This window comes from Streptomyces sp. NBC_00273 (assembly GCF_036178145.1).
In the GTDB taxonomy this organism is placed as follows: Bacteria; Actinomycetota; Actinomycetes; order Streptomycetales; family Streptomycetaceae; genus Streptomyces.
In genome coordinates, this window is record NZ_CP108067.1 from 9512183 (window position 1) to 9534449 (window position 22267).

Below are 22267 nucleotides of genomic sequence, written 5' to 3' on the forward strand. Positions count from 1 at the left end.
GCTGGCGCACTGGGCTACGGCGGCGTGTCCGCCGAGATGGTCGCCACCGGGCTCGGGACGACCCGCTCAAAGGCCGTGGTCATGCTCTTGATTACGCAGGACTGGTGATGACGAGCTCCCCAACATCGGCCCTGTTGGTTTCCCTGGACCTCTGCACCGTCCAGCCCCACGGCACATCCACCACAAGTTCGGAAACTGACCCGGCCCGGAATAGGGCTGCTTTGCTCCGTCCCGGGTTGCCGGTGCGCCCGCGCGTGCTAGGAGTTCACCCGGTCCGAAGGACGACCATGACTTGGCGGAACGGCTGGTCGGTATGCGGCGGGAGAACGGGATGCAGGAAGGGGGCAGTCAGCTGCTGGGGACTTCCTGACGAAGCAGCTTCAGAAATCCTCCCGGGTCGAGCTCGCAGGAGCCTGCGCTCAGGACCCGATTGCCTCGTGGCACAACCCTTAGGAAGCGACCCTCCTCAGCCGCAGCACACCGTCGGGCAGTTGTTCGCCCGCGCCGGTGGGGCCGATGGGTGGCCGTGCCGTGGGCAGGAGTTCGAGGCGTTCGCAGTGCCAGCCGGCCTCCTCGAAGGCGGCGAGGTCGGTGAGGCCGTGCATGGTCAGGGCCGTTCCGGCGGCGCGGGCGGCGACGGTGAGGGTGCGTGCGGAAGCCGGGGAGAGGACGTCGCAGATCCATGCGCTGCCGGCGCCGGCCGCTTCGCCCGCCGCCCCGGCCAGGGCACGGACCTGGCCCGCGGTGAGGTAGGCGAGCAGCCCCTCAGCCACGAAGAGGGTTCTGCGACCCGTCGTGCGGGGCTGCAGGAGCTTGGCGAGGGCGGCGGGTTCGCGTAGGTCGCAGCGGACTCGTTCCACCGGGACGGGCGCCGTCGCGACGGGCAGCAGGCGGTCCTTGAGGTCGAGGACGGGGGCACAGTCGATCTCGACCACCCGACAGGAGCCGGGCCAATCCAGGCGGTGGGTACGGGCGTCGAACCCGGCGCCGAGGTTGACGCAGACGTCCCAGGACTCGGCCGGCAGCAGCTCTGACAGCAGGCGGTCGACCGCGAGGGTGCGGGCGATGACGACGGACGTTCCCGCGGTGTGTCGGGTGACGCGCGCGATGGAGTTCGGGCAGCGGCGGGCGAAGCGGTCGGCGTAGGGGTCGCGCAGCACGCCGTCCGGATCGGCCGTCGCGCGAGCCCGGGCGAGCGCGGTGAGGTACGCGGTGGCGGGGACCTGTTCGGCGAGCGGAGGGTGGGCGGCCGGCACCGCTACTCCCACCGGAACAGGCGCGAGGCCGTCGCCGTGCCCAGGACGACCACGCCGGCCAGGACGCCCAGGTCGAGGGCGACGTCGGTGGCGCCGTCCAGCCAGGCGTGCTGGAGCAGCTCGACTGCGTAGGTCGCGGGCAGCGCGGCGGCGATGGTCTTCATGGCGTCGGGGAATATCTGCAGGGGGATGGTCGCCCCCGACAGGAAGATCATGGGGAAGTAGACCAGGTTGGCGATGGCCACCGCTGCCCGCTCGGACCGTGCGACCGCGGCCACCACACCCCCGAGCGCGTACATCGCGAGGGCGGAGAGGACCAGGGCCCCGGCCGTCGCAGCGGCCGCCGCGGGGGAGGCCGGCAGGTTGAGGTCGAAGAACAGGTACCCGGCGGCGACCAGGAGCAGGGCGCCGAGCAGACTCAGTGCGAGGTTGACCAGCCCCTGGGCGATGAGGAAGGCGGACGCGTCGACCGGCGTCGCGCGGAAGCGCTTGAGGACCTTGCGGTCCCGGTACTCGGCGAGGCCGAGGGGAAAGCTCATCAGCCCGGTGACGGCGACCACCAGGACCAGGTAGGCGGGAACCGACATGTCCACCGTCCCGCGACCGTCGAACTGCTCGGACGGTTCGTTGCCGTAGATCCCGCCGAACATGCAGAGCATCAGCACCGGGAAGGCGAGGGCGAAGAAGACCGGGGCGAAGTTCCGCCTCGTCCGACGCCACTCGAACCGCACTATCGGCCACAGCGTTGCCATCTCAGGCCCCTTCCTTCGCGGCGGAGGCGCCGACCAGCCTCAGGTAGGCGTCCTCGAACGTCGGGGTACGACGGCTCACAGCCGACGGCGGGAGTCCGGACCGCGCGAGCAGACCCACGATGCGGTCGTAGTCGGCGGGGTAGCTACCGGCGAACTCCCACCGGTCCGGCGCGCCGGACAGCCGGGTCAGCCCGAGGCCGCCAAGCCGCTCCTCGATCCCGGCGGGCCGGCTGGTGCCCGTGCTCGGGTCTCCGAGGTCAACCACGAAGGTGGATGGGCCCGCGTGCGCCTCGGTCAGCCGCGCCGGCGCGTCGAGCGCGACCAGCTCCCCGGAGCGCAGCACGCCCACCCGGCCGCAAAGCGCCTCGACCTCGTCCATCGCGTGCGAGGTGAGCAGCACCGCGACGCCGCGGGCGGCGAGGTCGAGGACCGAGCGCCACGTCTCCCGGCGCTGGTGCGGGTCGAGGCCGGTGGTGAGTTCATCGAGGATGACCAGGCGGACGTCGCCGATCTGGGCGAGGGCCAGGGCCAGCCGCTGGCGCATGCCGCCGGAGAGGTCGGCGATCAGGCTGCGGCGGCGCTCGGCGAGGCCGAAGGCTTCCAGCAGCGCTGCTGCGGAGCCGGGTGCCCGGTAGATCGCCTCGTAGAGGTCGCACAGCTCACCGACCCGGGCCCGGCTGGGGAACTGGGATTCCTGGAGCTGCATACCGAGCAGCCGGGTGACCGCGGCGCGGTCGCGGCGGGGGTCGTGGCCACAGACCGTGACCGCGCCGCCGCGTACGGGCCGCAGGCCGCCGACCGCCTCGACGATCGAGGTCTTGCCCGCCCCGTTCGGTCCGACGAGCCCGAACACCTCCCCGGGGAGGATCCGGAACGAGACGTTGCGGACGGCGACGAACGTGCCGTAGGCGACGGTCAGCCGGTCTGCGTGGACGACGGCGCCGTGCCCGGGGCCGGGCGTCGGCTGTGACGCGGCCGTCGCCGGTTCGGCGGATGGCTGGTTGGTGGTCACAGGCTGAGCCTCCCGGGGGCCGTGCGCGCTCCTGGGGTCGGGGAGGCGCCGAGGTTGGTGTAGAAGCCGGCGAACGACATGTGCAGAACGAGGGCCGGCAGTATCCCGCCCGTGGCGGCGGTCAGTAAGCCGCCGACCGCGCCGAGGACGAGGCTGGAGGTGCCCAGCACGTACGCCTGGGTACGGGTGGAGACCAAGGCGATCTGACCGGCCGCGAACAGGCAGGTGCTGAACGCCAGGGCGAAGGCAGGGCCGCTTCCCAGTGCCCCGAGCCCCAGCAGGATCACCCCGCGGAAGAGCACTTCTTCGAACAGGGCCGCGGCCGCCGGGACGATCCACCGGTAGTGCCGGGGCAGCGCGAGGATCGAGGCGATCCACTGGATGCGGGCGATTTCGCCGGGGACGTCCGCCCGCGGGACGACCCGGTAGAGCAGCGACACGCAGAGGATGGTGGCGCTGGAGGTGCCGAGGACCGCCAGGAGCAGGGCGAGCGCCGTCCCGGGCTCGGGGAGGTCGAACACCTGGTGGAACGCGAGCGGTGTGGGCGCGAGCAGCACCGCCAGGGCCAGCGAGCCCAGCACCAGGTACACGACGGTGCCGAACACAGCGAAGGCCGCCTCCGGGCGCAGTCCCGTCCGGCCGGCGAGCCACAGTGCCGTCCGTCGCCGGCGTGCCGGATCGTTGAATGGCAGCCGGTACAGGGCCAGCCAGGCGGAGACCACGGCGGTGGTGAGCGCGGTGAAGGCGGGCACGCTCATCCGGCCACCTCCCGTCCACCGGCCGGCCGGGCGGCGTGCTCCTGACGGACGGCCAGCGCGAAGACCACTACGTTCTGGGCGAGGTGCGCCACCAGTGGCACCGCCAGGCTGCCCGACACCACCATGAGCAGCCCGAAGACCGTTCCGGACAGCGTCTTCTGCGCCACCGCGAGCCCGCCGAAGAACAGGTGCCCCACCGCGTACGCCACGGCGGCCGTCACGACCGCGACACCGACCGGCAGGCGGAGGCGCTCGTGCAGGACACCGATCCACAGGCCCCGGTAGAGCAACTCCTCGGCGACCGCGGTGGCCAGAACGGCCGCCGCGTACCCGCCGCCCACCACGCCGCCGCCCCGGTGCACCGCGAGCCGTGGCCGGCCCGTTCCGTCCAGCAGCCGGGGCACCGCGCCGAGTGCGAACTCCGCGCCGACCAGCGCCGCGCCGACCATCGCAGCGGCCGACAGCCAGAGCGCGCCGGTCCGCCAGCCGGTCAGCGCTTCCGGGACGAAACCGCCGTCGGCCGCGACGGCGAGGGCCACCGCGGTCACCAACAGGTAGGCGGCCGGGGCGCCCAGCAGCCCGCGGCGGGCGACCCGGCCCCCCCGGTCCGCACCCGCCTTCGCCGCGGGGCCGAACGCCGTCGCGACGCGGATCAGTTCGGCGGGCGCGACGGTGGCCACCAGTACCAGTAGCTCAAGGGAGCGGGTGTGGGACCACATGGGTCACACCCCCATGCTCTCGCATCCGGGGATGGCCCTTCGGGGGGAACCCGGGCAGGCACATGCTCAGCAGCTCCGGCACGACGGCCCGGACGACGCGCCACGGGGTGTCGGCCAGCTCCGGCGGAGTGAAGTCCAGGTAGCCCGCGAACTCGCTGACGCCCGCCAGGTCCGCCAGCAGCCGACGGATCGCCGCCGTGTCGCCGTCCGCGTAGCTCGGCAGCGCGGCGAAGCCGATCCGCCCGTCCACGCGGCTCTCCACCGCGGTGAGCTTGCGCTCCGCCTCCCCGGGGGCGGCGAACCACAGCACGTTGGTGTCCAGGTCGGTGTAGGCCGAACTCGTCTGCGCGAAGTGCACGTTGGGCAGGTCGAAGACCGTACTGAACATGCCGATCCCGAGGATCGCGGTCGCCTCCGCCGCACCGCGCAGCAGCGCCCGTCGAGGGTCCGGGTCTGCCTGCAGCCCGAACGCGATGTAGGGCAGCTTCCCGTCCTGGCGCACCAGGGTCACCCCGATGTTCGGCAACGGCAGCTCCGGCCGAGTCAGCAGGCTCGCCCGTACCTCGTACGGCCCGTCCGGGGCAAGCCCCGCCGCTGCGAGCAGCTCGCGGCCGTCCGCGTCCAGGTCGATCAGCGGAGCCTTGGCCCCGGTGTACCAATTGAGGATGAAGGCGTCGATCTGCACGGCCTCGACGAGTGCGCCGAGCAGCGCCTTGTCGAGCGACACATGGGCCGCGGTCCCGGTCGAGAACGAAGGGGTGAACAGTTTGTCGGCCGCGCCCGGGTCGCTTCGGAAGCCGAGGAAGACCAGCTGCGCAGGCAGGTACACCTCCTCGCCGGGCCGGGTGAGCGACGGGCAGGCGATCCACGCGATCACGTCGTCCTCGGTCGGCAGCTCCGGCGAGTACCGGTGCATCATCCGGGCGACCTGCCGCTGCTGTTCGGCGTCGAAGACGCCCAGCAGCTCCGGCGGCAGGCACCGGTGCCGGGAGGACAGCGAACGGTAGGACGCGTACTCGACGCGCTCCGCGAACAACGGCATCGCCATGATCGCCGCGTAGCGCTCCACCGCCTCGCCGGTGAGCCGGGTCACCGCCTCCTCGTGGGTCGAGCCGTAGCCGGCCAGGTGGTACTGCATCTGCATGTGCGGGTCGTCCAGCGCCAGCCGGTGGTACTGCGGCATCGCTGCCGTGGCCGAGCGCAGGTACGGCTCGCCCTCCACCGCGGCGACCGAGACCAGCATGCCGGGCAGGATCCCGCCCTGGTTGCCGCCGATCCGCCCGTACCGGGCGAGCGCCTCGCCCATCCCGGGGTGGCCCAGGATAGGGATGCCGCTCATCGGCCCCCTCCGAGCGCCTCGCGCACGTGCCGGTCGACGATCACCCGGCTGCTGAAGTTGATCTCCCGTACGACGTCCCGGGCGACGTGCCCGCAGGCCGGGCAGGTCCCGATCCGCAGCACGTCCTGCGCCTGGATCTCGTACGTCGGCAGGTAGATGCTCAGCGCCCGACCCAGGAAGCGCGACGTGCCGAGCGAGCGCAGCAGCACCGCCTCGTTCACCAGGTGGGCGCAGATCAGCGACTCCACGCCGCTCGCCCGTCCCGTGCCGCCGGGTGCCGTGGCCCCGACCATGCTGTGGTAGCCGATGTGGTCCTCCAGCCGGGACAGCGAGCGCTGTTCGAAACACTCCAGACAGCCGGTACGCGGACTGTCCGCACCCACGACGGTCGCGAACGGGCCGTCGACCAGACCGACCACCACCGGCTTCTCCAGGTGACAGGCGAGGCGGTTGAGAGCGCGCAGCGCCAGGATCGAGGCCTGCCCGAGGTGGACCACCAGCGAGTCGCAGTGCTCCACGCCGGCGCTCAGCCGCTTCAGCGCGTCCGCCGCGGCCAAGCCCCCCATCCCGGAGGTCAGGTCGGCGCCGCGCAGCCCGTCAAGGAAGTCCGACGGCAGCAGCTCCAGCGGCAGGCCCAGGGCCTCGGCCTGGCCGGCCACGTACGCGGCGGCGCTGGGCGAGTCCGCCGCGAACGCGACCGTCGCCTCGGCCGACTCGCCGGCGCCGTACAGGTCCAGATTGCCGAGCAGCGCCCGGGCCATGTCCCCGCCACGCTCGGACGCGCGGTCGTACGCGAGGAACCCGGCCTGCCGCAGCTCGGTGACCGCCAGCTGCAGGTTGGCCCGCTCGACCGGCGTCAGGCCCACGGCGTCCGCGAACGTCCCGTCGGCCGCCTTTCCCGCCGCCAGCGTCTCGAACAGTCCGGTCATCGCGGACAGGACCGCGGGCGATTCCGCCCGCAGGTCGACGTTGACCTCGGAGAAGTTCCAGATCCCCCAGCGAAGTCGGATGACCCCCGGCTCCACCGCGAGGAGCCGGACCGAGGTTGCCAGGACGATTCTCGAATCGGAGGGCGAAAGGGTCATGGCTCAGGCCTCTCCGTGTCCCAGGAGCGTCAGGTGCACCACGTGGCGCGACGTGCCGTCGCAACCGAGTGTCCGTTCCAGCGCCTGCTTGTCGTACCCGCCCTGGTCGCAGCCGATCAGGCCCAGCGAGGTCCGGGCCAGGTGCACGTTCTGCGAGATGCCACCGACTTCGATCAGCGCGAACACCAACCCGCTGTCCCCGTACTTCTGCGAGTTGCCGTACAGGTCGTAGACGTACACCAGGGCCAGGGCGGCCTTGTCGACCTCCATGTCCGCCGTCGGTAGCTGCCGGCTCAACTCGACCGGCCGCGATGTCGGCGGGTACGGGAAGAGGGTGTGGCCGTGCGGCTGGTACTCGTACGCGCCCGGGGCCAGGCCCTTCACGTGCTGGGCGAGCACCGCCAGCCGGACCGGGTACAACCCGCCGCCCGAGGGCGCGTTGCGCAACGCCACGGCGGCATCGCCGTCCCGGGCCGTCGGCACCGGCAGGCTGCCCGACACCCCTTGCGCGTGCCACAGCACCGTGGCCAACTCCTCCAGCGACACCGGCTTCCCCGAGAACCCCCGACCGCTGCGCCGGGTGCCGACCGTGTCCGTCAGACCGCTGCGCAGCCGCCGGTGCGGGGGCAGGGCGATCGCCCCGTCCGTCCGCTCCGCGAGGTCGCTGTGCGCGGTGGAGAGCACGGCGTCGTGGCCGTAGAACCTCGATACACCCAACTGCATCCCGAGATCCCGACCGCTGCGGCGGTGGTTGAGCAGCAGCTCCTCACCCAGGAAGCCGTGCACGACTGGACTCCATCGGCCGCGCACCACCGACTCCGGAGCCCGCACCACCGTCGTCGCGCTGTACATCGATACGGAGGTGTGTTGCTGACCGAAGGCCGCCACCGTCGCCAGATGGCTGTTGTGGTCCAGGTGGTCGGAGACGGCTTCCTGCGAGTCCTTCAGTGACATCTCGGCCTTTCCCTCGACGGGGCGTGCGACGGCTGTGCGCGATGCGGCTCGTGCACCGACGACTTGTCGGAGGACAGTCCGCGCTGAGGAAGTGTGGACGTCGAGCGGAGCCGGTGACTCCGCTCGACACTGGCGGCTACCAGCTGCAGCACGAGCTGCAGCAGCAGTTCCCGCCACCACAGGTGGTGCTGGCTCCTGGAGCCACCTGGACGAACGCACCGCCGGTGGCGGTGCTGCCGACCTGGCCGGAGAAGCTCAACATTGTTTCCTTCACCTCCAATCGAGGGTGCGAAGGACAAGGGCCCGGACCGCTGGCCGCCTGGAGCGTAGCAGCCTCCACGGACAGCGAGAAGAGGTCGCGCGATGCCTCAACTGGCCCAATTTGAAATGCAGTTGACTCCCACCATGTGCTGGCGACGGCTTGTGCTCAACGCCCTTGAAACATGTGCGGACGTGCTGCGAGGGAGACGGTAGAGATCGAGCGTTCGGGCTCGGCGTCCGGGTGTCTCCGTGTCCTTCGTCAAGGACGTGGGGCCGGGTTGGGGGTTGGTCGGGGTGCTCATGCAACGAGGGTGCTGGTGGGGGGCGAGATGCGTCGGAGGTGCCGTCTCGGAGCATGGCGAACAGGACGCTGATGCGTTGGCGGGCGAGGCGGAGGACTGCGGCAGGCATGCGACGAATCCCTGCCCCGGGCCTGGGCCACCCGCGCAGGCGAGTGGCTGAAGGTCCCCCCGCCTTGGATGAGACGACGTGGGCCCGGATGGACGCTCTGGTGGCAGCCGAATGCGAGCTGAGCCGCGGCCGAAGGCCGGGGTCCCGCCCTACCGCAGACCGACCGGCGGTTCGAACCGCACGCGCGGGGTCCAGGGCTCGCCTTCGGCAGCCGGAAGCCGGACGGGAACCCGCCCGCGCCCGCGCCCGGGACCAGGCTGGGAGGCAGATCCTCCCGAGGCATTCGGGAGTGGCCTAACCGCAGCCGCGGGACCTCTGCCCCGTCCGGCTCGGCTTCGTTTCATACGGTCGGCTGCGGAGTAGCCGACTGCGGGCTGGAAGGAGCTGAACAGTGAGCTGGCCGCTCTGCGCGGCAAGCGGGACGCCGAGGCCCTGCGCCTACGGCCCCAAGTCCGGCCGGCGGTGATAGGCAGTCCCGCCGCGTCATGACCAGCCCGGCTGCCTGGCGGTGGGCTCTTTCTCGTCGGGCTCGTTGAAGTAGCTGGCGAGCTCCTCGGTGTCCCAGAGCCGTGAGCAGAAGCGGCACGTCGTGAGGTCGGCCCGGTCGTCCGGGTTCACGCCGGCGGGGGACTGCCGCACTACGAGGGCCGCACCGGGCTGGTGCGCACGTGACCGCCCTGTTCGGTCAGCCAGCGGGCGTAGCCGGGGGTCGCGGGATCGTTGCGGGCGCTGAGCCTGCCGGTCGAGTGCCCGCGAGGCCTCCAGGCTGGCCTGTGACAGGGCGCCACCCGGCAGGATCGCGAGGCACTCCTTGGTCGACCCGTGAGCGAGCCCCTCGAGCCGGTTCTGGATGGCGTCCATGCCCACCAGTCGCCCCGTGTCGTCGACCTCTGGGTTCGGCTGAAGCTCCGCGAACTCGGAGATGCCTTGCCCAGCGGCCGCCTTGGGCCTAGTCAGCTCCTCATGGCGCCGGGCCAGATCCTCTCCCTGGCGGCGAAGCAGCAGTGCGAGCCCCAACTCGGTGCTGACCGCGCGCAGCGTGCCCGGAGTGTCCCGCGACGGCCGCAGCAGATCGAGGTCGACGAGCCGGTCCAGGACTTCCCGTGCCTGTGCCCCGGTGAGACCGAGCCGTACGCACAGGTCCGCGAAGCCCTCCGTCGCATCGGCCAGCTTCGCGCGGTACACGGCCTCGGCCTCCGGACCCAATCCCAGAGATCGCAATATTTCCCAGCTCCCCAGCCGAACAGTGCCCGTTTCAGGAGGTGGGCCCACCCGCCCCAGCCATCGGCGTGCGGACCGTAAACACGGAGTGCGAACGGACCATCGCCTGGCTCCACGGCTTCCGCTGGCTCCGCATCCGTTGGGAACGAGCTCCTACAGCGGGACGGTGGTGCCGGGCTCGAGGCGGTCGATCGGGGTGCCGGTCAGGCCCTTCTCGCCGAGGAGATTGGCGGTGGAGCGCTGGCCGAGGTCGCTGAGCATGAACTCGTGGATCTGGATGATGCGCTCGGGCTTGACGGCGCGGACGTAGTCGGCGGCTTCGCCGAGCTTTGTCCATGGGCCGCTGGTCGGCAGCAGGAGGGTGCGTACGGGAGCGTCGGGCGCGAAGTAGGCGTCGCCGGGGTGGTAGACGGCTCCGTCGTCGAGGAGGTAGCCGACGTTGTCGGGGCACGGGATGTCGGCGTGGATCAGCGCGTGGCGGTGGCCGTGGACGGTGGCGGTGATGGAACCGATGCTGAAGGTGTCGCCCGCGGCGACGGCGTGGACGCGGCCATCGTGGCTGCCGAGGGTGGCTGCGACCATGGCTGTGCCGTATACCTGCAGCCCGGGCTGGGCTTCGAGAGCGGCGGCGACGAGCTTTTCGTCGAAGTGGTCGAAGTGTTCGTGGGTGATCAGGACGGCGTGAGCCTGGGTGACGGCCTCTGCCGCGTTCGGGGTGAAGGTGCCGGGGTCGATGACCAGGCGGGTGCCGTCCTTCTCGAGCGTGACGCAGGCGTGGGCGTGCTTGGTGAGCTTCACAGCGGGTCCTTTCCGAGCCAACCGGATATCTGCAACCAGACTGTACAGTGTGGTTGTAGATATTGCGCCGCGAACGTCGACTACGGCTTGACTCCGGCGCCCCGCCCCTCGCTGCGGCGGGGACGGTGGCGCTCCTGTAGCGCCAAAGCAAACAATGGAGTCAAGGTGTACAGTTTGGTTGATGGATGTGGGTAAGCTGGCATCGTGGACGAGAATCAGCTGGCTGAAGAACTTCGCCTGACCATCGGACGGCTCGTTCGCACTGTGCGCGCTGCCGACGAGATGCCGTCCGGCGAGGCCGCCGTCCTGGGCTACCTGGACCGCAGCGGCCCGCTGACCACTGCCGATATCGCACAACAGCGGGGAGTCAGTCACCAGTCGGCCGCCAAGGCGGTCAAAGAACTCCTGGCCCAGGGGCTTGTGCATGCCGAGGCGCACCCCAGCGACGGGCGCAAGCTGTTGCTCCACCTCACGCCGACGGGAAGCGGCCGTCTGGCCGAAGAGCGCCGAAGGCGCGCGGACTGGCTCGGCACCGCGATCAATGATGTCCTCAGTTCCGATGAACGAAAGACGCTTGAGGCGGCGCTGCCTCTGCTGTCACGCCTGACCACACACTTGAATGGCAAGTAGCCCAGGGGCTGTCGTTTGGGTCATCGAGCGCTGTGCATTGTGAAGTTGCAGGTCACGAGTCTGGTGTGCGTGATGGCCGAGATGCCCATGTTGGTCGCGTACGGATGACTTCGGCGAAGATCGTCGGTCGCCGGGAGACTTCGTGCTTGCCGCGCACCGCCACCTGAAGGCCAGGACTTCGGTGTAGTTGGAATGGTGCCCGGTGGGCTGCGTCCAGGATCGCGGTCCAGGGCGTGGCACCCGTTTCCAGCACCGTGACGAACGAGTGCGGTCAGCCGGGGATGAACTGCGAGGCAGTCCTCGCGCGGCCGTAGACGTGGCAGAACAGCCGTTCCGGCGAGCACGGCGCATCTGACCGCAGCCAGGGCGAGACGTCCACGGCCAGGACAAGCCGGCCGTCGGGGAACCGCGGGAGCGGCAGGCCGGCGAGCACCGTCCGCAGCCGGCCGGCGTCGATCCGGCCGGGATCGAGGCCGTCGTACATCGCTCCGTGCCCGCGGCGGTGCTCCGGCAGCGGCGTCAGATCCACTGCAGCCTTCACCGCCCGTCCTGGTCGCAGCACATGATCAGACGAAAGGCCACTCCCACGTTCGGTGAATCCACAGGCGAGCCACCCCGTTCGAGACGATGCTCGATACCTGGAGACGAAGAGGCTCAGTCGGGCAGCGCCACGGTGAGGTCCACTTCAATGAGCTGCCCCGTGAAGCCGAGTTGCGCAACACCCAACAGCGTGCTGGCGGTGGTGAACGCCGGCCCGAGAGCTGAGTCGGTGAGCCGACGCCAAGCGACGCCCAGAACGTCTCTGTCATCGCTCCGCACATAGATCACCGAGCGCACCACATGTTTCGGCTCGGCATCAACCGCAGCCAAGGCAGCGAGTGCGTTTACGACAACCTGGTCGACTTGCACCTCAAGCGATCCGGAACCGACGAGGGAACCAGTCCGATCGAGAGGGCACTGCCCCGCCAAGTAGGCCATACGACCGCTCTCCACCACGGTGATGTGGTGATAGCCGGGCGTCTCATGCAGCTGATCGGGGTTGATACGAGTGATCTTCGCAGTCATGCACGCGAGTTTGACCGGCTTACTGCCGGTGCGCATCGCATTTTGTTCCACCGAGCAACACTCACAGCATCCAGAAGGTTAGAGAACAAGCTAAGACCGTGTCCTACATGGTGAGGTTGAGGAAGCGTTTGTAGCAGCAGATGGCTGCGGCCAGGCCGAGGAAGGCCAGGTAGTTGCGGGGATGGCGTTCGTAGCGGTGGTTGAGCCGGCGGTAGCCGGTCAGCCAGGACATCGTCCGCTCGATCACCCAGCGGCGGCGGCCCAATCGTTCGCTGGATTCGATGCCCTTGCGGGCGATGCGGACCCCGATGTGCTTGCCCCAGAGCCATTGCCGCAGGTGGGGGATGTCGTAGGCCTTGTCTGCGTGGGGTCGTGTCGGCTTGGAATCGGCTGCGTGGGATTCGTGTCCCATGTGGAAATGGGACAGCATCGGCTTCAGTCCGAGGCTGTCGTGGGTGTTCGCAGCGGAGAGGCCGACGTGTAGGGGCAGTCCGCCCGCATCCGACAGGACGTGCATCTTGGAACCTGGCTTGCCCCGGTCCACGGGACTCGGACCTGTGAATTCGCCCCCTTTTTAGCGCGGACGTGGGCGGAGTCGAGGACCACACGGGCGAGGTCGACCAGCCCTTGCTCGTCCAGGAGCTGGAGGACCTTCTGGTGAAGCCGCCCCCAGACCCCGGCTCTGGACCAGATGACAAACCGGCGGTGCACAGTCAACTTCGACGCCCCGAAGCAGGGCGGCAGTGCCCGCCAGGCACATCCGCTGACCAGCACGTAGATGATCGCGGCAAAGACCGCCTCATCATCGATGTTCGCCATCCCACCGCCCTGCGGCCGAACCCGCGTCGGCGGCAACAACGGCCGCACTATCTCCCACAATCCATCCGGAACGATCCATCCCCACCGCCCACTCCCCATGCCCACCACAACGCCCAACAAGCCATGTAGGACACGCTCTAAGAGCCTGGTGATGATGGGCGCGGTGGTTCGAGTATGGGCTACTGGGTCTCATCAGGCCTTTCCGACCGCCGCGCAAGGTCTTCGACTTCTTCCGCCGCTGGGCGCGCCAGGACGTGTTCACCGCGATCCACGCCGAGCTGGCGAAGGAGGTCCGCCGCCGCGCGGGACGCTCCGCTCAGCCGACGGCCGCGATCATCGACGCGCAGTCGATCAAGGCCGCAGGCCACCAAGGTCCCGGCGGACCACGGTGACGACGGCGAACTCGTGCCCTGGGGCCGCCGGACCTTCGGCCTCGACCTGGAGATTCCTGACCACCCCGGCCGCCGCAAGAGCAGGGGCTTCAAGGCCAGTCCCAAACGCTGGATCGTGGAACGCACCCTGGCGTGGATCACCCGGCGGAGCCGCTGCCTGTGCGACGCCCCCGGCCATGGGGGTGCGGTAGACGGGGCGGGTCAGTGTTCGAGGTCGGCGCGCATGGCGGCGAACAGGCGGGCGGCGTCGGCCGGGGTGGTGCGGGGGAAGAGCGCGACGGCGGCGGTGGTGGTGTCGGACCAGCCGCAGATGACGTCGGTGGCGTTGGCGGACTCGGGCAGGCTGAGGCACTCGAGGGATCCGCCGAATGGGCCGGGCTGGTACGGCTTGGCGGTGGTGGGGGTGCCGGTGGAGCCGTTTTGCAGCGCGTAGTCGATCAGGCCGCGCCAAAGGTGCTCGCGACGCTTGTTCGGGTCCTCGGGAACGCTGTCGACGCCAACGAAAAGGATGCGGCGGCCGGAGGTCTGCCCGGCACGGTTGTAGTCAGCGACCACCAGGTGCATGCCGTCACGCATCTCGCCCGGGTCAACCGGGACGTCGGAGACCGCGCTGGCGCCGGTGGCCTTGGTGAGCCCGCCGGCGGTGGCGGCCTCGGCCAGCGTGTGCTTGCCCGAACCGGCGGGCGAGGTGGAGGAGGCGGGCGCGGAGACAGGGGCGGTGGTGGTGGGAGGGGCGGGAGGGGCTTCGGCTTCGGCTGCGGGGTCGCAGGCGGTGAGCGTCAGCGTGGTTGCGAGGGCGATCGTGGCGAGGAGCGTGCGGGGACCAAGGATGGGCATGGCAGAGTCTCCCGGGGTGTGGTGGTCGGCTGGGCTGCTGGGCCCAATGGCCGCACGCTAGTGGCCGACTCGGCGGGCGGGTGCCCCGAGCCCAGTTCCCTTACAGCACCGGGACATGGCGGTGACGCAAGAGCCTGGTGATGACGGGCACGGTGGTTCGAGTGTTGCGGGACGCGGCCGGTAGACGCTGGACGGGGGAGCGGTGGTGATGACGGGCAGGCGGGCTGTACCGGCGCCCGGTGCTGGCGGGGACGGCGGCGCCGCGTGCGGCTCCTGGGCCGACAGAGCCGGGCACGAGACCGTCGTCCTGTCCTTGAGCCTGCCGGCCGGAACAGTGGCGCTGGCCAGCGCGTGGCGCGGGTGCCCTGCACCTTCCGCGCCCCCGCTCCGCCGGCGCCGGACACCGCTGGGCGGCCGGTGTGCTCGACCTGCCGGGAGGCGGACCGGGAGCGGTCGCTGAGGCTGCTGAAGGCGATCGACGAAGTCGGCGACGGGACCGGCATGGCGGGGGAGTGGCCGGAGTGCGAGCGGACCGTCCTGCACAGCGTCGCAGGACTCCCGGGCCGCGAGTACCCGCCGCCGGGCCACGGCCACCCCCCGCCCGTGCGGAGCGCCATGGGGGTGGGGCCGAGGGTGTGGAGGTCCGTGAACCGGTTCACGGAGCGGTGCGGGGCGCGGGCGGCAATGCGGACAGGGCCAGCCCGGCGGGTGCGGGTCGGCCCTGTCGCGTGCAACATTCGTGCGGCAATGCGGTGCTGCTGTGTCCCTGTCTGCGAAGTCATCCTCGGCCTCGGCGACCAGGCCCCGCTCTGGAACAGCTGAAGGTGCACCCGGCCGCGCGCTCCCGGATGGTGCCGTTGGCCAGGGACGTCCTGTTGGGGCGGGAGGCGGGCCTCCTGGTCGGCTCACACCAGTGGCCCCTGTCGGCCGCCCGCATGCAGAACATCCGTAAGGGCGAGAGCAGACATTCCGTCGTTCGGCACCTGAACCGCCTGACGGTCGGTACTTCCTGGAAGCAGGCCCCCGGGACGGCCCTGGTGGGCCGCCTTGTGGATGCGACGCTCCACTCCCTGATCACGGCCGCTGTCCGCGCCGCCCGGGTCCCGGCTGTGGGTCTCCCCGGCCGCGCCCCGCTCATCCACGGTGGCGAGTCGCTGAGCCTGCTGAAGGTGGACCTCCTGGAACTGCGCACCACCGATCGTGGACAACGCTGCCAAGATGGTGGAGGCCAACAAGAGGATCGGACAGCCTCCTGACCCTGCAGTTGGTCCGTGAAGTGCCGGGAGGCCGCCGAGGCCTGTGCCTGCTTGAGGTAGATCACGACGTCGTTCTCCAGCGGAAGACTGCGTCCCGGTTGAAGGCGAGGCCGGGGCCGCATCTTGCGGAACTTGAACCTGGAAGGCGGTGGGGTCAGCGGCGAGCCAGGAGCTCTTCCAGACGCAGCAGCACCTCGTTTACGGCGCTCGTCACATCTCAGCCGAACACCACGTTCTACGCCGAGGCGGACGATGGCGACACGTGGTCCGGACCGTACGTTGTGACGGTGCCGCTGGAGCCCTTCGGCGACTGCTGCTGGGGGCTAAATACCACTACAGGGCAGACAGTGGGGATGCGCCTTCTGACGAGCGACTACTCCCAGTTCAACTACGTTCGCGCGGTCGAGCTCGGCTGACTGTGCCGTCTCACGTGCTGACAGGGCGGTGGAAGGCGACGCTAGCTCGTCAAGGTTGCGTCCTTTGAGGTCCGCCATTCGGTCGCCACCACCTCGTCGTGCGGGCACGCTTGGGGTGACTGTAAGGAGCTACGCTCCAGCACGAGGATCTTGGGCCCGAGACGAGATCCGGACCACGGACCCCTCTCTGAACCGGGCGGCCAAACTTACCTGGCAACCAGTCAAGATCACCTGTCATCGGGCATGCACGGTTCCGCCAGGCCCTGGATCTGTACCGCCCCGAGCAGTCACGGCGTTCTGGCGGCGGCCTGCTTCTGCGAAGGTCAGGCGACCGCAGACCGTACGGGTCGGCAGCCGGACCATGCCGGTGTTGCCGTTTCACTCCGCTTCGCCCAGCATCAGCCCGAGTCCCACCATGCGGTTGGCGGTCCTTCGCTCCCGGTACGCATGGGTTCGGCAGGCGTCATCGCAGTAGAGGCGCCGGGGTGGGGCGTCCCTGGCAACCGAGCCCCACATGAGGTGCAGAAGCGAACGTGGGCCATGTGTCCAGCGTTGCTCATCTGGCCCCGGCCATCCAACTTCGTCCAGGTTTGCTGTCACCGGACAACGGCCTCATGGCTGCGTAGGTCAGAAGCAGGAACGGTTGCCGGTAGCTGGACCCGCAGGCCACCCTGATCTACCTCGCCGACCACGTCGACCCTGGACAGGAAACCTGCCTGCCCGAGATCGCCGCCCGTGATCTACTGCCGGTCATGCCGTTGCTGATGCTGGACCTCGACAACACCCTGGTCGACCGCGACGCTGCCTTCCGCGACGCCGTCACCGCATTCCTCACAGAGCACCACCTGCCCGACACGGACCTGGCGTGGGTGATGACCGTCGACGCCAGCGGTTATACCGCCCGCCACGAGGTCGCCGCGGCCATGACCGACCGATACCGGAACAACATGCCCGCCACGGCAATCCATGCCCTGCTTGACCGTGGCGCCGCCGATCGCGTCGTGCTGACGGACTCCTCCCGCGAAGCTCTGGACAAGGCGCAGGCAGACGGCTGGACCTGCGTGATCGTCACCAACGGCCGTACGACCCAGCAAGAAGCCAAGATCCGCCATACCGGACTCGACCAACTCGTCCAGGGCTGGGTGATCTCCGAGACGGTCGGCCGCAAGAAGCCCGAACCGGAGATCTTCCACGCTGCCGCCGCTACCGTCGGAGTGCCCCTCACCGGCGCATGGGTCATCGGCGATTCCCCGCATGCCGACATCGCTGGCGCCAATGCGCTCGGGCTTCGAAGCATCTGGGTATCTAACGGACAGGCATGGGCCCAGGACTCCTACCAACCTACCCATGTCGCCGAGGACATCGCCACCGCGATCGACTACGTCATCAGCGCGGAGAGATAAGGCACGACCAACCCCGCTGGTCGTTGAGGGACTGGGACGCACACCGCTCCGGGAGCTCCATCCGTTCCCCCGGGTCTGCCCGGAGCGGGTCCTGTTCCTGACACCTGACGTGTTCCGTCCCTTGCTGGGCGCACCCCCAGGGGACGGCTGCCGACGCACTTGGCGGCCGAAGCGTCAGGTGTCAGGATCAACCCCTCACATCCGGGTGACAGGGGTGGGTCGGCGTGCCATTCGGGTCCGCAGGGTGGGTCGGAGGGTCTTCCGATACAGGGTCGATGTCCCGCAGGATCCCGGTCCTGCCGTGTACGTCCTGGACGCGTGCCCGATGTCGTTCCGGTCGATCACCCCGCCACCTCCGGTCTCAAGAGTGGGGGTGGCGCCGGATGACGATGTTGCGGTCGGACACACCGGACAGGTTCCCAGCAGGGCGGTACACGGCCCGCCGTGCCGCTCTCCCTCGCTTACTGGGTGAACCGGCCGCTGCGCCGCCTGACGGTCCTGAACATCGTCTGGCTCGGATAGCTGCTCCCGCGCTGGTATCCCGTTTGCCCGGCCCCGCGATCAGGCCGGGGGCGGGCACCGTTGTCCTCTGGGGGCGTTGGAGCGTGCTGCCCGGGGTGAGGAGCGTCGGTGGCACCCGGCTCGTCCACCCCGGCTCGGCCGGATGCTCTGCCGTACCCGGCAAGGGCGCGCCGCCGTCTGAGTGGTGAAGACCCCGGCGACGCCCGCCGGACGGAGCCGGATACGGCGTTTAGCCCGCGTCGAGGATGGCGCCACCCGGCGGTGACGGGTTCAAGCGGAAACGTATTCTCGCTGTTCATGACGTTGCGAAGTCGGTTGTGGGGTGTGTCTTGCTGGGTGGCATGGGCGAGGGGTGGTGGGGCGCCGTGGCACCAAGCGGCGATCGACGATGCCCACCGCCTTGTGTGGGAGGGCTCGTTCGAGGCGGCGGAGGCACGGGCGCGGGCCGTCGTCGCTGCTCGTGAGGGTGTGCGGGGGCGCGATCGGCGGCCATGGGTTGTTTGGCAGGGCAGGTACTACGCCATTCTGGCGGCGGTCCTTCACGGCCGGGGAGCGGCGGTGTTGGCTGAACTAGAAGGCCTGATCGCCGAACTGGATCAGCTGACCGGCGCGAGCCGGTTGCTGCTGCTGAAGGCCCGGCTGTTCCGCGCGTGGGTGCTGATCGACGAGGGCCGACCCGCTGAGGCGGAGGCCGAGGTTGGGGCCGTTCTGTGGACGTTGACGCGGACCATGTACGTGACCGATGTCTGGGCGCTGGAACTGGATGCTTTGGTGTGCATGGGTGATGTCCTGTGCGCGCTGGGCCGGTATGAGGAGGCGGAGACGATCGCCCGTGGGCATCTGCCACGGGCCGAGGGAGACCTGGCGTTCGGTCTGCATGTCCTGTTGCTTCGCAGTCTGTCGGGCCAGGAGCGTCATCAGGAGGCCCTGGCCGAGTCCGGCGGGCACCACCCCGAGTCGTCTCCCGCCGACTCCGGAGTGCACGAGCTCGCCACTGCCGTCGCCCTGCACGGCCTGGGCCGCCACGACGAGGCGAGGGAAGAGGCCCAGCGGGCGCTGACCGCATGCGAACGCTACCTCCATCCCAGCCACCAACGGGTGGGCGAGATCCGGGCGCTACTCACCCTCATAGCCCCCGCCTGACACGACGCCTGTGGGCACCGGACGGCTCGCGGGTCGCCGCTGACCGTCTCGGAAGCTCGATCCACGGGCCGTAGTGGGCCAGTGGGGTCCCTACCGGCGGCCGAAGTGCTTCTGCCAGGGCGTCGCGGCGGTCGGCGGGGTGCTGGAGCGCGGGGTCGAGGAGGTAGACGCCGTCGTTGAACGCCTCGAATCCGACCGTCTCCCCTGGACCCATCGACTGGGCGTCCGTCGAGGACTGGCTCGGACTGCGGCTGCCGGCTGACTACAAGCGGCTCGCCGACCGGTACGGGCCGCTGGACTTCGGTGAGTACGTGTGGATCCACGTGCCGTGCGTCCAGCAGGACCGCTTCGACTACGGCGAGCTGCTGCGCGCGACGCACCGGCAGGCGCGGATCGAGGCGCGGGAGCTGCCCGAGGCCGAGCGGCCCGTGTTCCACCCCGAGCCCGGCGGCCTATTGGCCTGGGGCTGCACGCGGGGCAGCGACGTGTTGTTCTGGGACACCTCGGCCTCCGTCGACCCCGACAAGTGGACCGTGATGGTCCGGCACTCGGGGGCGGTGCCGGGCAGTGGCCTGCTCCGGTGGCACCCGTACGACCTGACGCTCACCGACTATCTGCGGCACACCGTCCGCGACACCTGGGAGCTCCCTTCTCCTCCCGGCCCGCTGCTGGGCCCGCTGCCGGGCACGGTCGCGCGGACCGTCTTCCTTCCCGACGCCCAGGCGTGGACCCCGCCCGCGCCTGTCCCGCCTCGACTCACTGAGGCCGAGCACCGAATCGCGCTGGAGACCGGCACGGGGCTGGACGCACTGAGGCTGCTGTCGCCGCCACCCGAGCGGCCGTACCTCGGCAACGGCTCCTGGGAGGGGCTGTTCGCCGAGCTGGGCACACGGCTGCCCGGGGAGTACGTGCGGCTGATGGACGGGTACGGCGCCGGCATCTGGAGCGGGTGGCTGCGTTTGCACACCCCGCTCCGGACCGGCAAGCGGCGTTTCCTCACGCACGTCGAGGACACAGCGGACGCCTACCGGCAGCTCAAGGACGCCAACGCGGGCTGGTACCCGCTGGCCGTCTGGCCCGAGCCCGGCGGCTTCCTCCCCTTCGCCAACTCCATCGACGGCGACTACCTCGGATGGCTCACCAAGGGCGGGGATCCCGACACATGGCCGCTGATCGTCTGGCCCCGCCACGCTGACCAGGGACCGCCACTCGAAGGCGGCCTGATCGACACCCTCCTCGACTGGCAACGCGGCATGCTGGTCACGCATGGGTTCGCCACCCTGGACGAGGACGACGACCCTGTCGAGTTCGCGGACTTCCGGCCCTGGGACGACCACGCCTACTGGTGAGCCCTCGGCTGACGGTTGCCCGGTTGCCCGGTTGCCCGGTGCGCTGGGTGTCGTGCTCGCGCCGCCGTTGACGATGCGCCGGCCGAGGCGATGCCCGTGCCGTCCTACTTCGGGTGGATGAGACAGCCAACGGCCGAGAACCATGCTGCAGAGGTTCGGTGGTGCCACGTAGCGCGCTGATTCGGTGACAACTACCCCGTGCACCCACATAACCGCAGGTCATCACGGGCTCGGTGACAGCCACCGTGCGTCGGTACGCCCACTAGGGCGCAGGCCGTCCGGGTGGGACACCGTCTCCTCAGGGCGCTTCAACGCCAGGCTACCCGGAAGACGGGTGCAACGGCCACTGCGAGTAGCCGCCTGGGGCTGCTCCCAGCCCCGTGGCGCTGCCAACCGCGGGCAAGGTCCTCGGCTGCCGTCACAGGTCGCCGGCCACCGCCCCGGTCGGCAGCATCCAGCAGTGCCCGGCCGCCGCCACAGGTACGCCGCGCCCATACCGGCATCACGTGAAGACAGATGCCGGTGGACCGCCGCGGTCGGCTCGACCGACGGCGGGCGGCCGGCGGCCCCAGGAACGAGGGAGGCAGCCTTCCACGAGCGAGCCCGCGTCGTCGGGGGAGTGAGTACCGGCTCACGGGCCTCTGCTGGCCCGCGACGGGGGCGATTGTCAGGCGTGGCGTTATCGGCCTCGGCGAGGACCGTCGCTCCCTGCCAGCACGGCCGAGGCGCGGTAAGCACGACGGGGTGACAAGCCATCCGGCATGGGCTTGCGTGCCGTGAGAGCCGGCCCAACCGGCGGGGCAAGCCCAAGGCGAGCCTGGGCAAGCCCTCCCACAGCGTCTTGCGGCTTGTCCCGGGCTCGGTGCGCAGGTGGGAACGCAGGCCGTCAGTGCCGGTGGCGCCAGTGCTGGTGGACCTTGAGGACTTCGTAGCTCCATGCGGTGTGCTGCTGGGTGTCGGCCGGGCATCTCCAGCCGAGCTGTTCGGCGACGGCTGGGAAGCGGGGGTGCAGCTGGCGGTCCCCGACCGCGACGAGTGCGGACATGAGAGGTTCTTCCTTGCGGCTGTCTTCGTCGACCAGCCACAGGAGCACGCATTGGTCGTCGGCGTGGAAGCGGGGCATGCCGGGCAGGCGTTTGTGGATCTGGGGCCAGGTGGTGGTGGAGCCGGCGCGGGCGGTCTGTTCGAGCAGGGGCCGTAATGTGGTCGCGATTTCCCACAGTTGTCCGGTCTCCAGGAGCGCCGGCTCGTTCCTGCAGGACGGGCAGGGCTTCACCGGCACCGGCACCGGCATTGGCACCGGAGCCAGAGCGGGGGTGGGGGCCTGGGGTGGTACGGAGGAACGCCGAGGTGCCGCAGACGGCGTGATCTTCCGGCGCGGCGGCTGGACAGCAGAGGAGTCGCCGGCCCGGGCGACGTCCGGTCGCACTTTGGGCGCTGCGACTGCCTGTTCGGGCTGTGGTGGGACGGCCTTCGAGGGTGCCGCGGCGGCCTGGCGTCGTTCTTCCTCCTGCCACCGGCGAGAGCCCAGGATCTCTTTGAGGCCCTGCAGCTCTGCCCGCTGCTCGCGGGTCTCACTCGGTGGAGCTCCGGCCGCCTGCTGCCATGCCAGGGCGTACAGGTCGGCGGCGACCGCGACCGCATACCGGTCGATGGCCCGCTTCAGTTCGGTCAGGGTGTGATTCAGCGTGCGGCGGACCGTGGCGATCTCCATCGCGGTCCTGGGAGCCCGGCCGGTGGTCCGGCGACGGAAGTCCGTCTGCCACGCCGCACCACCGCTGAGCCGCACCCGATTGTTCCCCAAGCCCATACTCCCCCCGAGCTGCGCAACAGATCCCCAAACGGTCGGGCAAGCCGCAGCCCAGACAC

At 70.1% G+C, this 22267-nt stretch carries 20 protein-coding genes and 1 pseudogene; 6 read left to right on the forward strand and 15 right to left on the reverse strand.

Going from position 1 to position 22267, the window contains the following annotated elements:
- Positions 1-449: 449 nt before the first annotated feature.
- The 10 genes from OG386_RS42730 to OG386_RS42775 all read right to left on the reverse strand — a co-directional run bounded on the left by OG386_RS42730 (position 450) and on the right by OG386_RS42775 (position 10566).
- Positions 450-1256 (reverse strand): class I SAM-dependent methyltransferase, encoded by an 807-nt coding sequence (locus tag OG386_RS42730; protein ID WP_328792696.1) that lies wholly within the window; start codon positions 1254-1256, stop codon positions 450-452.
- A 2-nt stretch (positions 1257-1258) separates the two neighbouring features.
- A complete protein-coding gene (locus OG386_RS42735) occupies positions 1259-2008 on the reverse strand; it encodes an ABC transporter permease (RefSeq protein ID WP_328792697.1) in 750 nt (249 codons plus the stop codon).
- Between the two features lies 1 nt (position 2009).
- Positions 2010-3020 carry an ABC transporter ATP-binding protein gene (locus OG386_RS42740; protein ID WP_328792698.1) on the reverse strand — a complete coding sequence of 337 codons (1011 nt, stop codon included), beginning with the start codon at positions 3018-3020 and terminating at the stop codon, positions 2010-2012.
- A complete protein-coding gene (locus OG386_RS42745) occupies positions 3017-3778 on the reverse strand; it encodes a CPBP family glutamic-type intramembrane protease (protein WP_328792699.1) in 762 nt (253 codons plus the stop codon). Before OG386_RS42745 ends, OG386_RS42740 begins: the two co-directional genes overlap by 4 nt.
- Entirely contained in the window at positions 3775-4497 is a 723-nt protein-coding gene (locus OG386_RS42750; protein ID WP_328792700.1) for a CPBP family glutamic-type intramembrane protease, read from the reverse strand. The genes OG386_RS42745 and OG386_RS42750 overlap by 4 nt, the downstream gene beginning before the upstream one ends.
- Entirely contained in the window at positions 4472-5836 is a 1365-nt protein-coding gene (locus OG386_RS42755) for a YcaO-like family protein (RefSeq protein ID WP_328792701.1), read from the reverse strand. The genes OG386_RS42750 and OG386_RS42755 overlap by 26 nt, the downstream gene beginning before the upstream one ends.
- The gene (locus OG386_RS42760) at positions 5833-6921 is read right to left on the reverse strand and encodes a hypothetical protein (protein ID WP_328792702.1); all 1089 of its coding nucleotides are present in this window, start codon (positions 6919-6921) and stop codon (positions 5833-5835) included. The genes OG386_RS42755 and OG386_RS42760 overlap by 4 nt, the downstream gene beginning before the upstream one ends.
- Positions 6922-6924: 3 nt before the next feature.
- Positions 6925-7875, reverse strand: a complete 951-nt coding sequence (locus OG386_RS42765; RefSeq protein WP_328792703.1) for a SagB/ThcOx family dehydrogenase — start codon at positions 7873-7875, stop codon at positions 6925-6927.
- Between the two features lie 1155 nt (positions 7876-9030).
- Positions 9031-9732 (reverse strand): hypothetical protein, encoded by a 702-nt coding sequence (locus OG386_RS42770; RefSeq protein WP_328792704.1) that lies wholly within the window; start codon positions 9730-9732, stop codon positions 9031-9033.
- A gap of 189 nt (positions 9733-9921) precedes the next feature.
- Complete coding sequence (locus OG386_RS42775; protein WP_328792705.1) at positions 9922-10566, reverse strand: MBL fold metallo-hydrolase; 645 nt, start codon at positions 10564-10566, stop codon at positions 9922-9924.
- 204 nt (positions 10567-10770) lie between these two features.
- Here OG386_RS42775 and OG386_RS42780 point away from each other — a divergent pair, with 204 nt between their 5' ends.
- Positions 10771-11196, forward strand: a complete 426-nt coding sequence (locus OG386_RS42780) for a MarR family winged helix-turn-helix transcriptional regulator (RefSeq protein WP_328792706.1) — start codon at positions 10771-10773, stop codon at positions 11194-11196.
- 193 nt (positions 11197-11389) lie between these two features.
- Here OG386_RS42780 and OG386_RS42785 read toward each other — a convergent pair.
- The 3 genes and pseudogenes from OG386_RS42785 to OG386_RS42795 all read right to left on the reverse strand — a co-directional run.
- Positions 11390-11764: pseudogene (locus OG386_RS42785) on the reverse strand (transposase); the annotation flags it as partial.
- A gap of 86 nt (positions 11765-11850) precedes the next feature.
- A complete protein-coding gene (locus tag OG386_RS42790) occupies positions 11851-12261 on the reverse strand; it encodes a RidA family protein (protein WP_328792707.1) in 411 nt (136 codons plus the stop codon).
- Between the two features lie 103 nt (positions 12262-12364).
- A protein-coding gene (locus tag OG386_RS42795) for an IS5 family transposase (RefSeq protein ID WP_328793546.1) occupies positions 12365-13179 on the reverse strand; the annotation gives its coding sequence in 2 pieces (ribosomal slippage) (positions 12365-12837 and positions 12837-13179; 816 coding nt in all).
- Positions 13180-13334: 155 nt separating this feature from the next.
- On the opposite strand from OG386_RS42795, the gene OG386_RS42800 reads away from it, so the two are divergent.
- Complete coding sequence (locus tag OG386_RS42800; protein WP_328792708.1) at positions 13335-13472, forward strand: hypothetical protein; 138 nt, start codon at positions 13335-13337, stop codon at positions 13470-13472.
- Between the two features lie 201 nt (positions 13473-13673).
- On the opposite strand, the gene OG386_RS42805 is transcribed toward OG386_RS42800, so the two are convergent.
- Entirely contained in the window at positions 13674-14309 is a 636-nt protein-coding gene (locus OG386_RS42805; protein ID WP_328792709.1) for a hypothetical protein, read from the reverse strand.
- 857 nt (positions 14310-15166) lie between these two features.
- Between OG386_RS42805 and OG386_RS42810 the strand changes: the two genes are divergently transcribed.
- The 4 genes from OG386_RS42810 to OG386_RS42825 all read left to right on the forward strand — a co-directional run bounded on the left by OG386_RS42810 (position 15167) and on the right by OG386_RS42825 (position 20398).
- Positions 15167-15565, forward strand: a complete 399-nt coding sequence (locus OG386_RS42810) for a hypothetical protein (protein WP_328792710.1) — start codon at positions 15167-15169, stop codon at positions 15563-15565.
- A gap of 1168 nt (positions 15566-16733) precedes the next feature.
- The gene (locus OG386_RS42815; protein WP_328792711.1) at positions 16734-17384 is read left to right on the forward strand and encodes an HAD family hydrolase; all 651 of its coding nucleotides are present in this window, start codon (positions 16734-16736) and stop codon (positions 17382-17384) included.
- A 1083-nt stretch (positions 17385-18467) separates the two neighbouring features.
- On the forward strand, positions 18468-19049 hold the full coding sequence (locus OG386_RS42820) for a hypothetical protein (RefSeq protein ID WP_328792712.1): 582 nt from the start codon (positions 18468-18470) through the stop codon (positions 19047-19049).
- A gap of 176 nt (positions 19050-19225) precedes the next feature.
- Positions 19226-20398 (forward strand): SMI1/KNR4 family protein, encoded by a 1173-nt coding sequence (locus tag OG386_RS42825; RefSeq protein ID WP_328792713.1) that lies wholly within the window; start codon positions 19226-19228, stop codon positions 20396-20398.
- 886 nt (positions 20399-21284) lie between these two features.
- On the opposite strand, the gene OG386_RS42830 is transcribed toward OG386_RS42825, so the two are convergent.
- Positions 21285-22202: a hypothetical protein gene (locus OG386_RS42830; RefSeq protein ID WP_328792714.1), complete on the reverse strand. Its 918-nt coding sequence runs from the start codon at positions 22200-22202 to the stop codon at positions 21285-21287.
- Between the last annotated feature and the right edge of the window lie 65 nt (positions 22203-22267).

Coding starts and splice junctions, on each gene's coding strand:
- OG386_RS42735 (WP_328792697.1), bottom strand. CDS start 2,008: ATGGCAACGCTGTGGCCGATAGTGCGGTTCGAGTGGCGTCGGACGAGG.
- OG386_RS42745 (WP_328792699.1), bottom strand. CDS start 3,778: ATGAGCGTGCCCGCCTTCACCGCGCTCACCACCGCCGTGGTCTCCGCC.
- OG386_RS42750 (WP_328792700.1), bottom strand. CDS start 4,497: ATGTGGTCCCACACCCGCTCCCTTGAGCTACTGGTACTGGTGGCCACC.
- OG386_RS42755 (WP_328792701.1), bottom strand. CDS start 5,836: ATGAGCGGCATCCCTATCCTGGGCCACCCCGGGATGGGCGAGGCGCTC.
- OG386_RS42760 (WP_328792702.1), bottom strand. CDS start 6,921: ATGACCCTTTCGCCCTCCGATTCGAGAATCGTCCTGGCAACCTCGGTC.
- OG386_RS42765 (WP_328792703.1), bottom strand. CDS start 7,875: ATGTCACTGAAGGACTCGCAGGAAGCCGTCTCCGACCACCTGGACCAC.
- OG386_RS42790 (WP_328792707.1), bottom strand. CDS start 12,261: ATGACTGCGAAGATCACTCGTATCAACCCCGATCAGCTGCATGAGACG.
- OG386_RS42805 (WP_328792709.1), bottom strand. CDS start 14,309: ATGCCCATCCTTGGTCCCCGCACGCTCCTCGCCACGATCGCCCTCGCA.
- OG386_RS42815 (WP_328792711.1), top strand. CDS start 16,734: ATGCCGTTGCTGATGCTGGACCTCGACAACACCCTGGTCGACCGCGAC.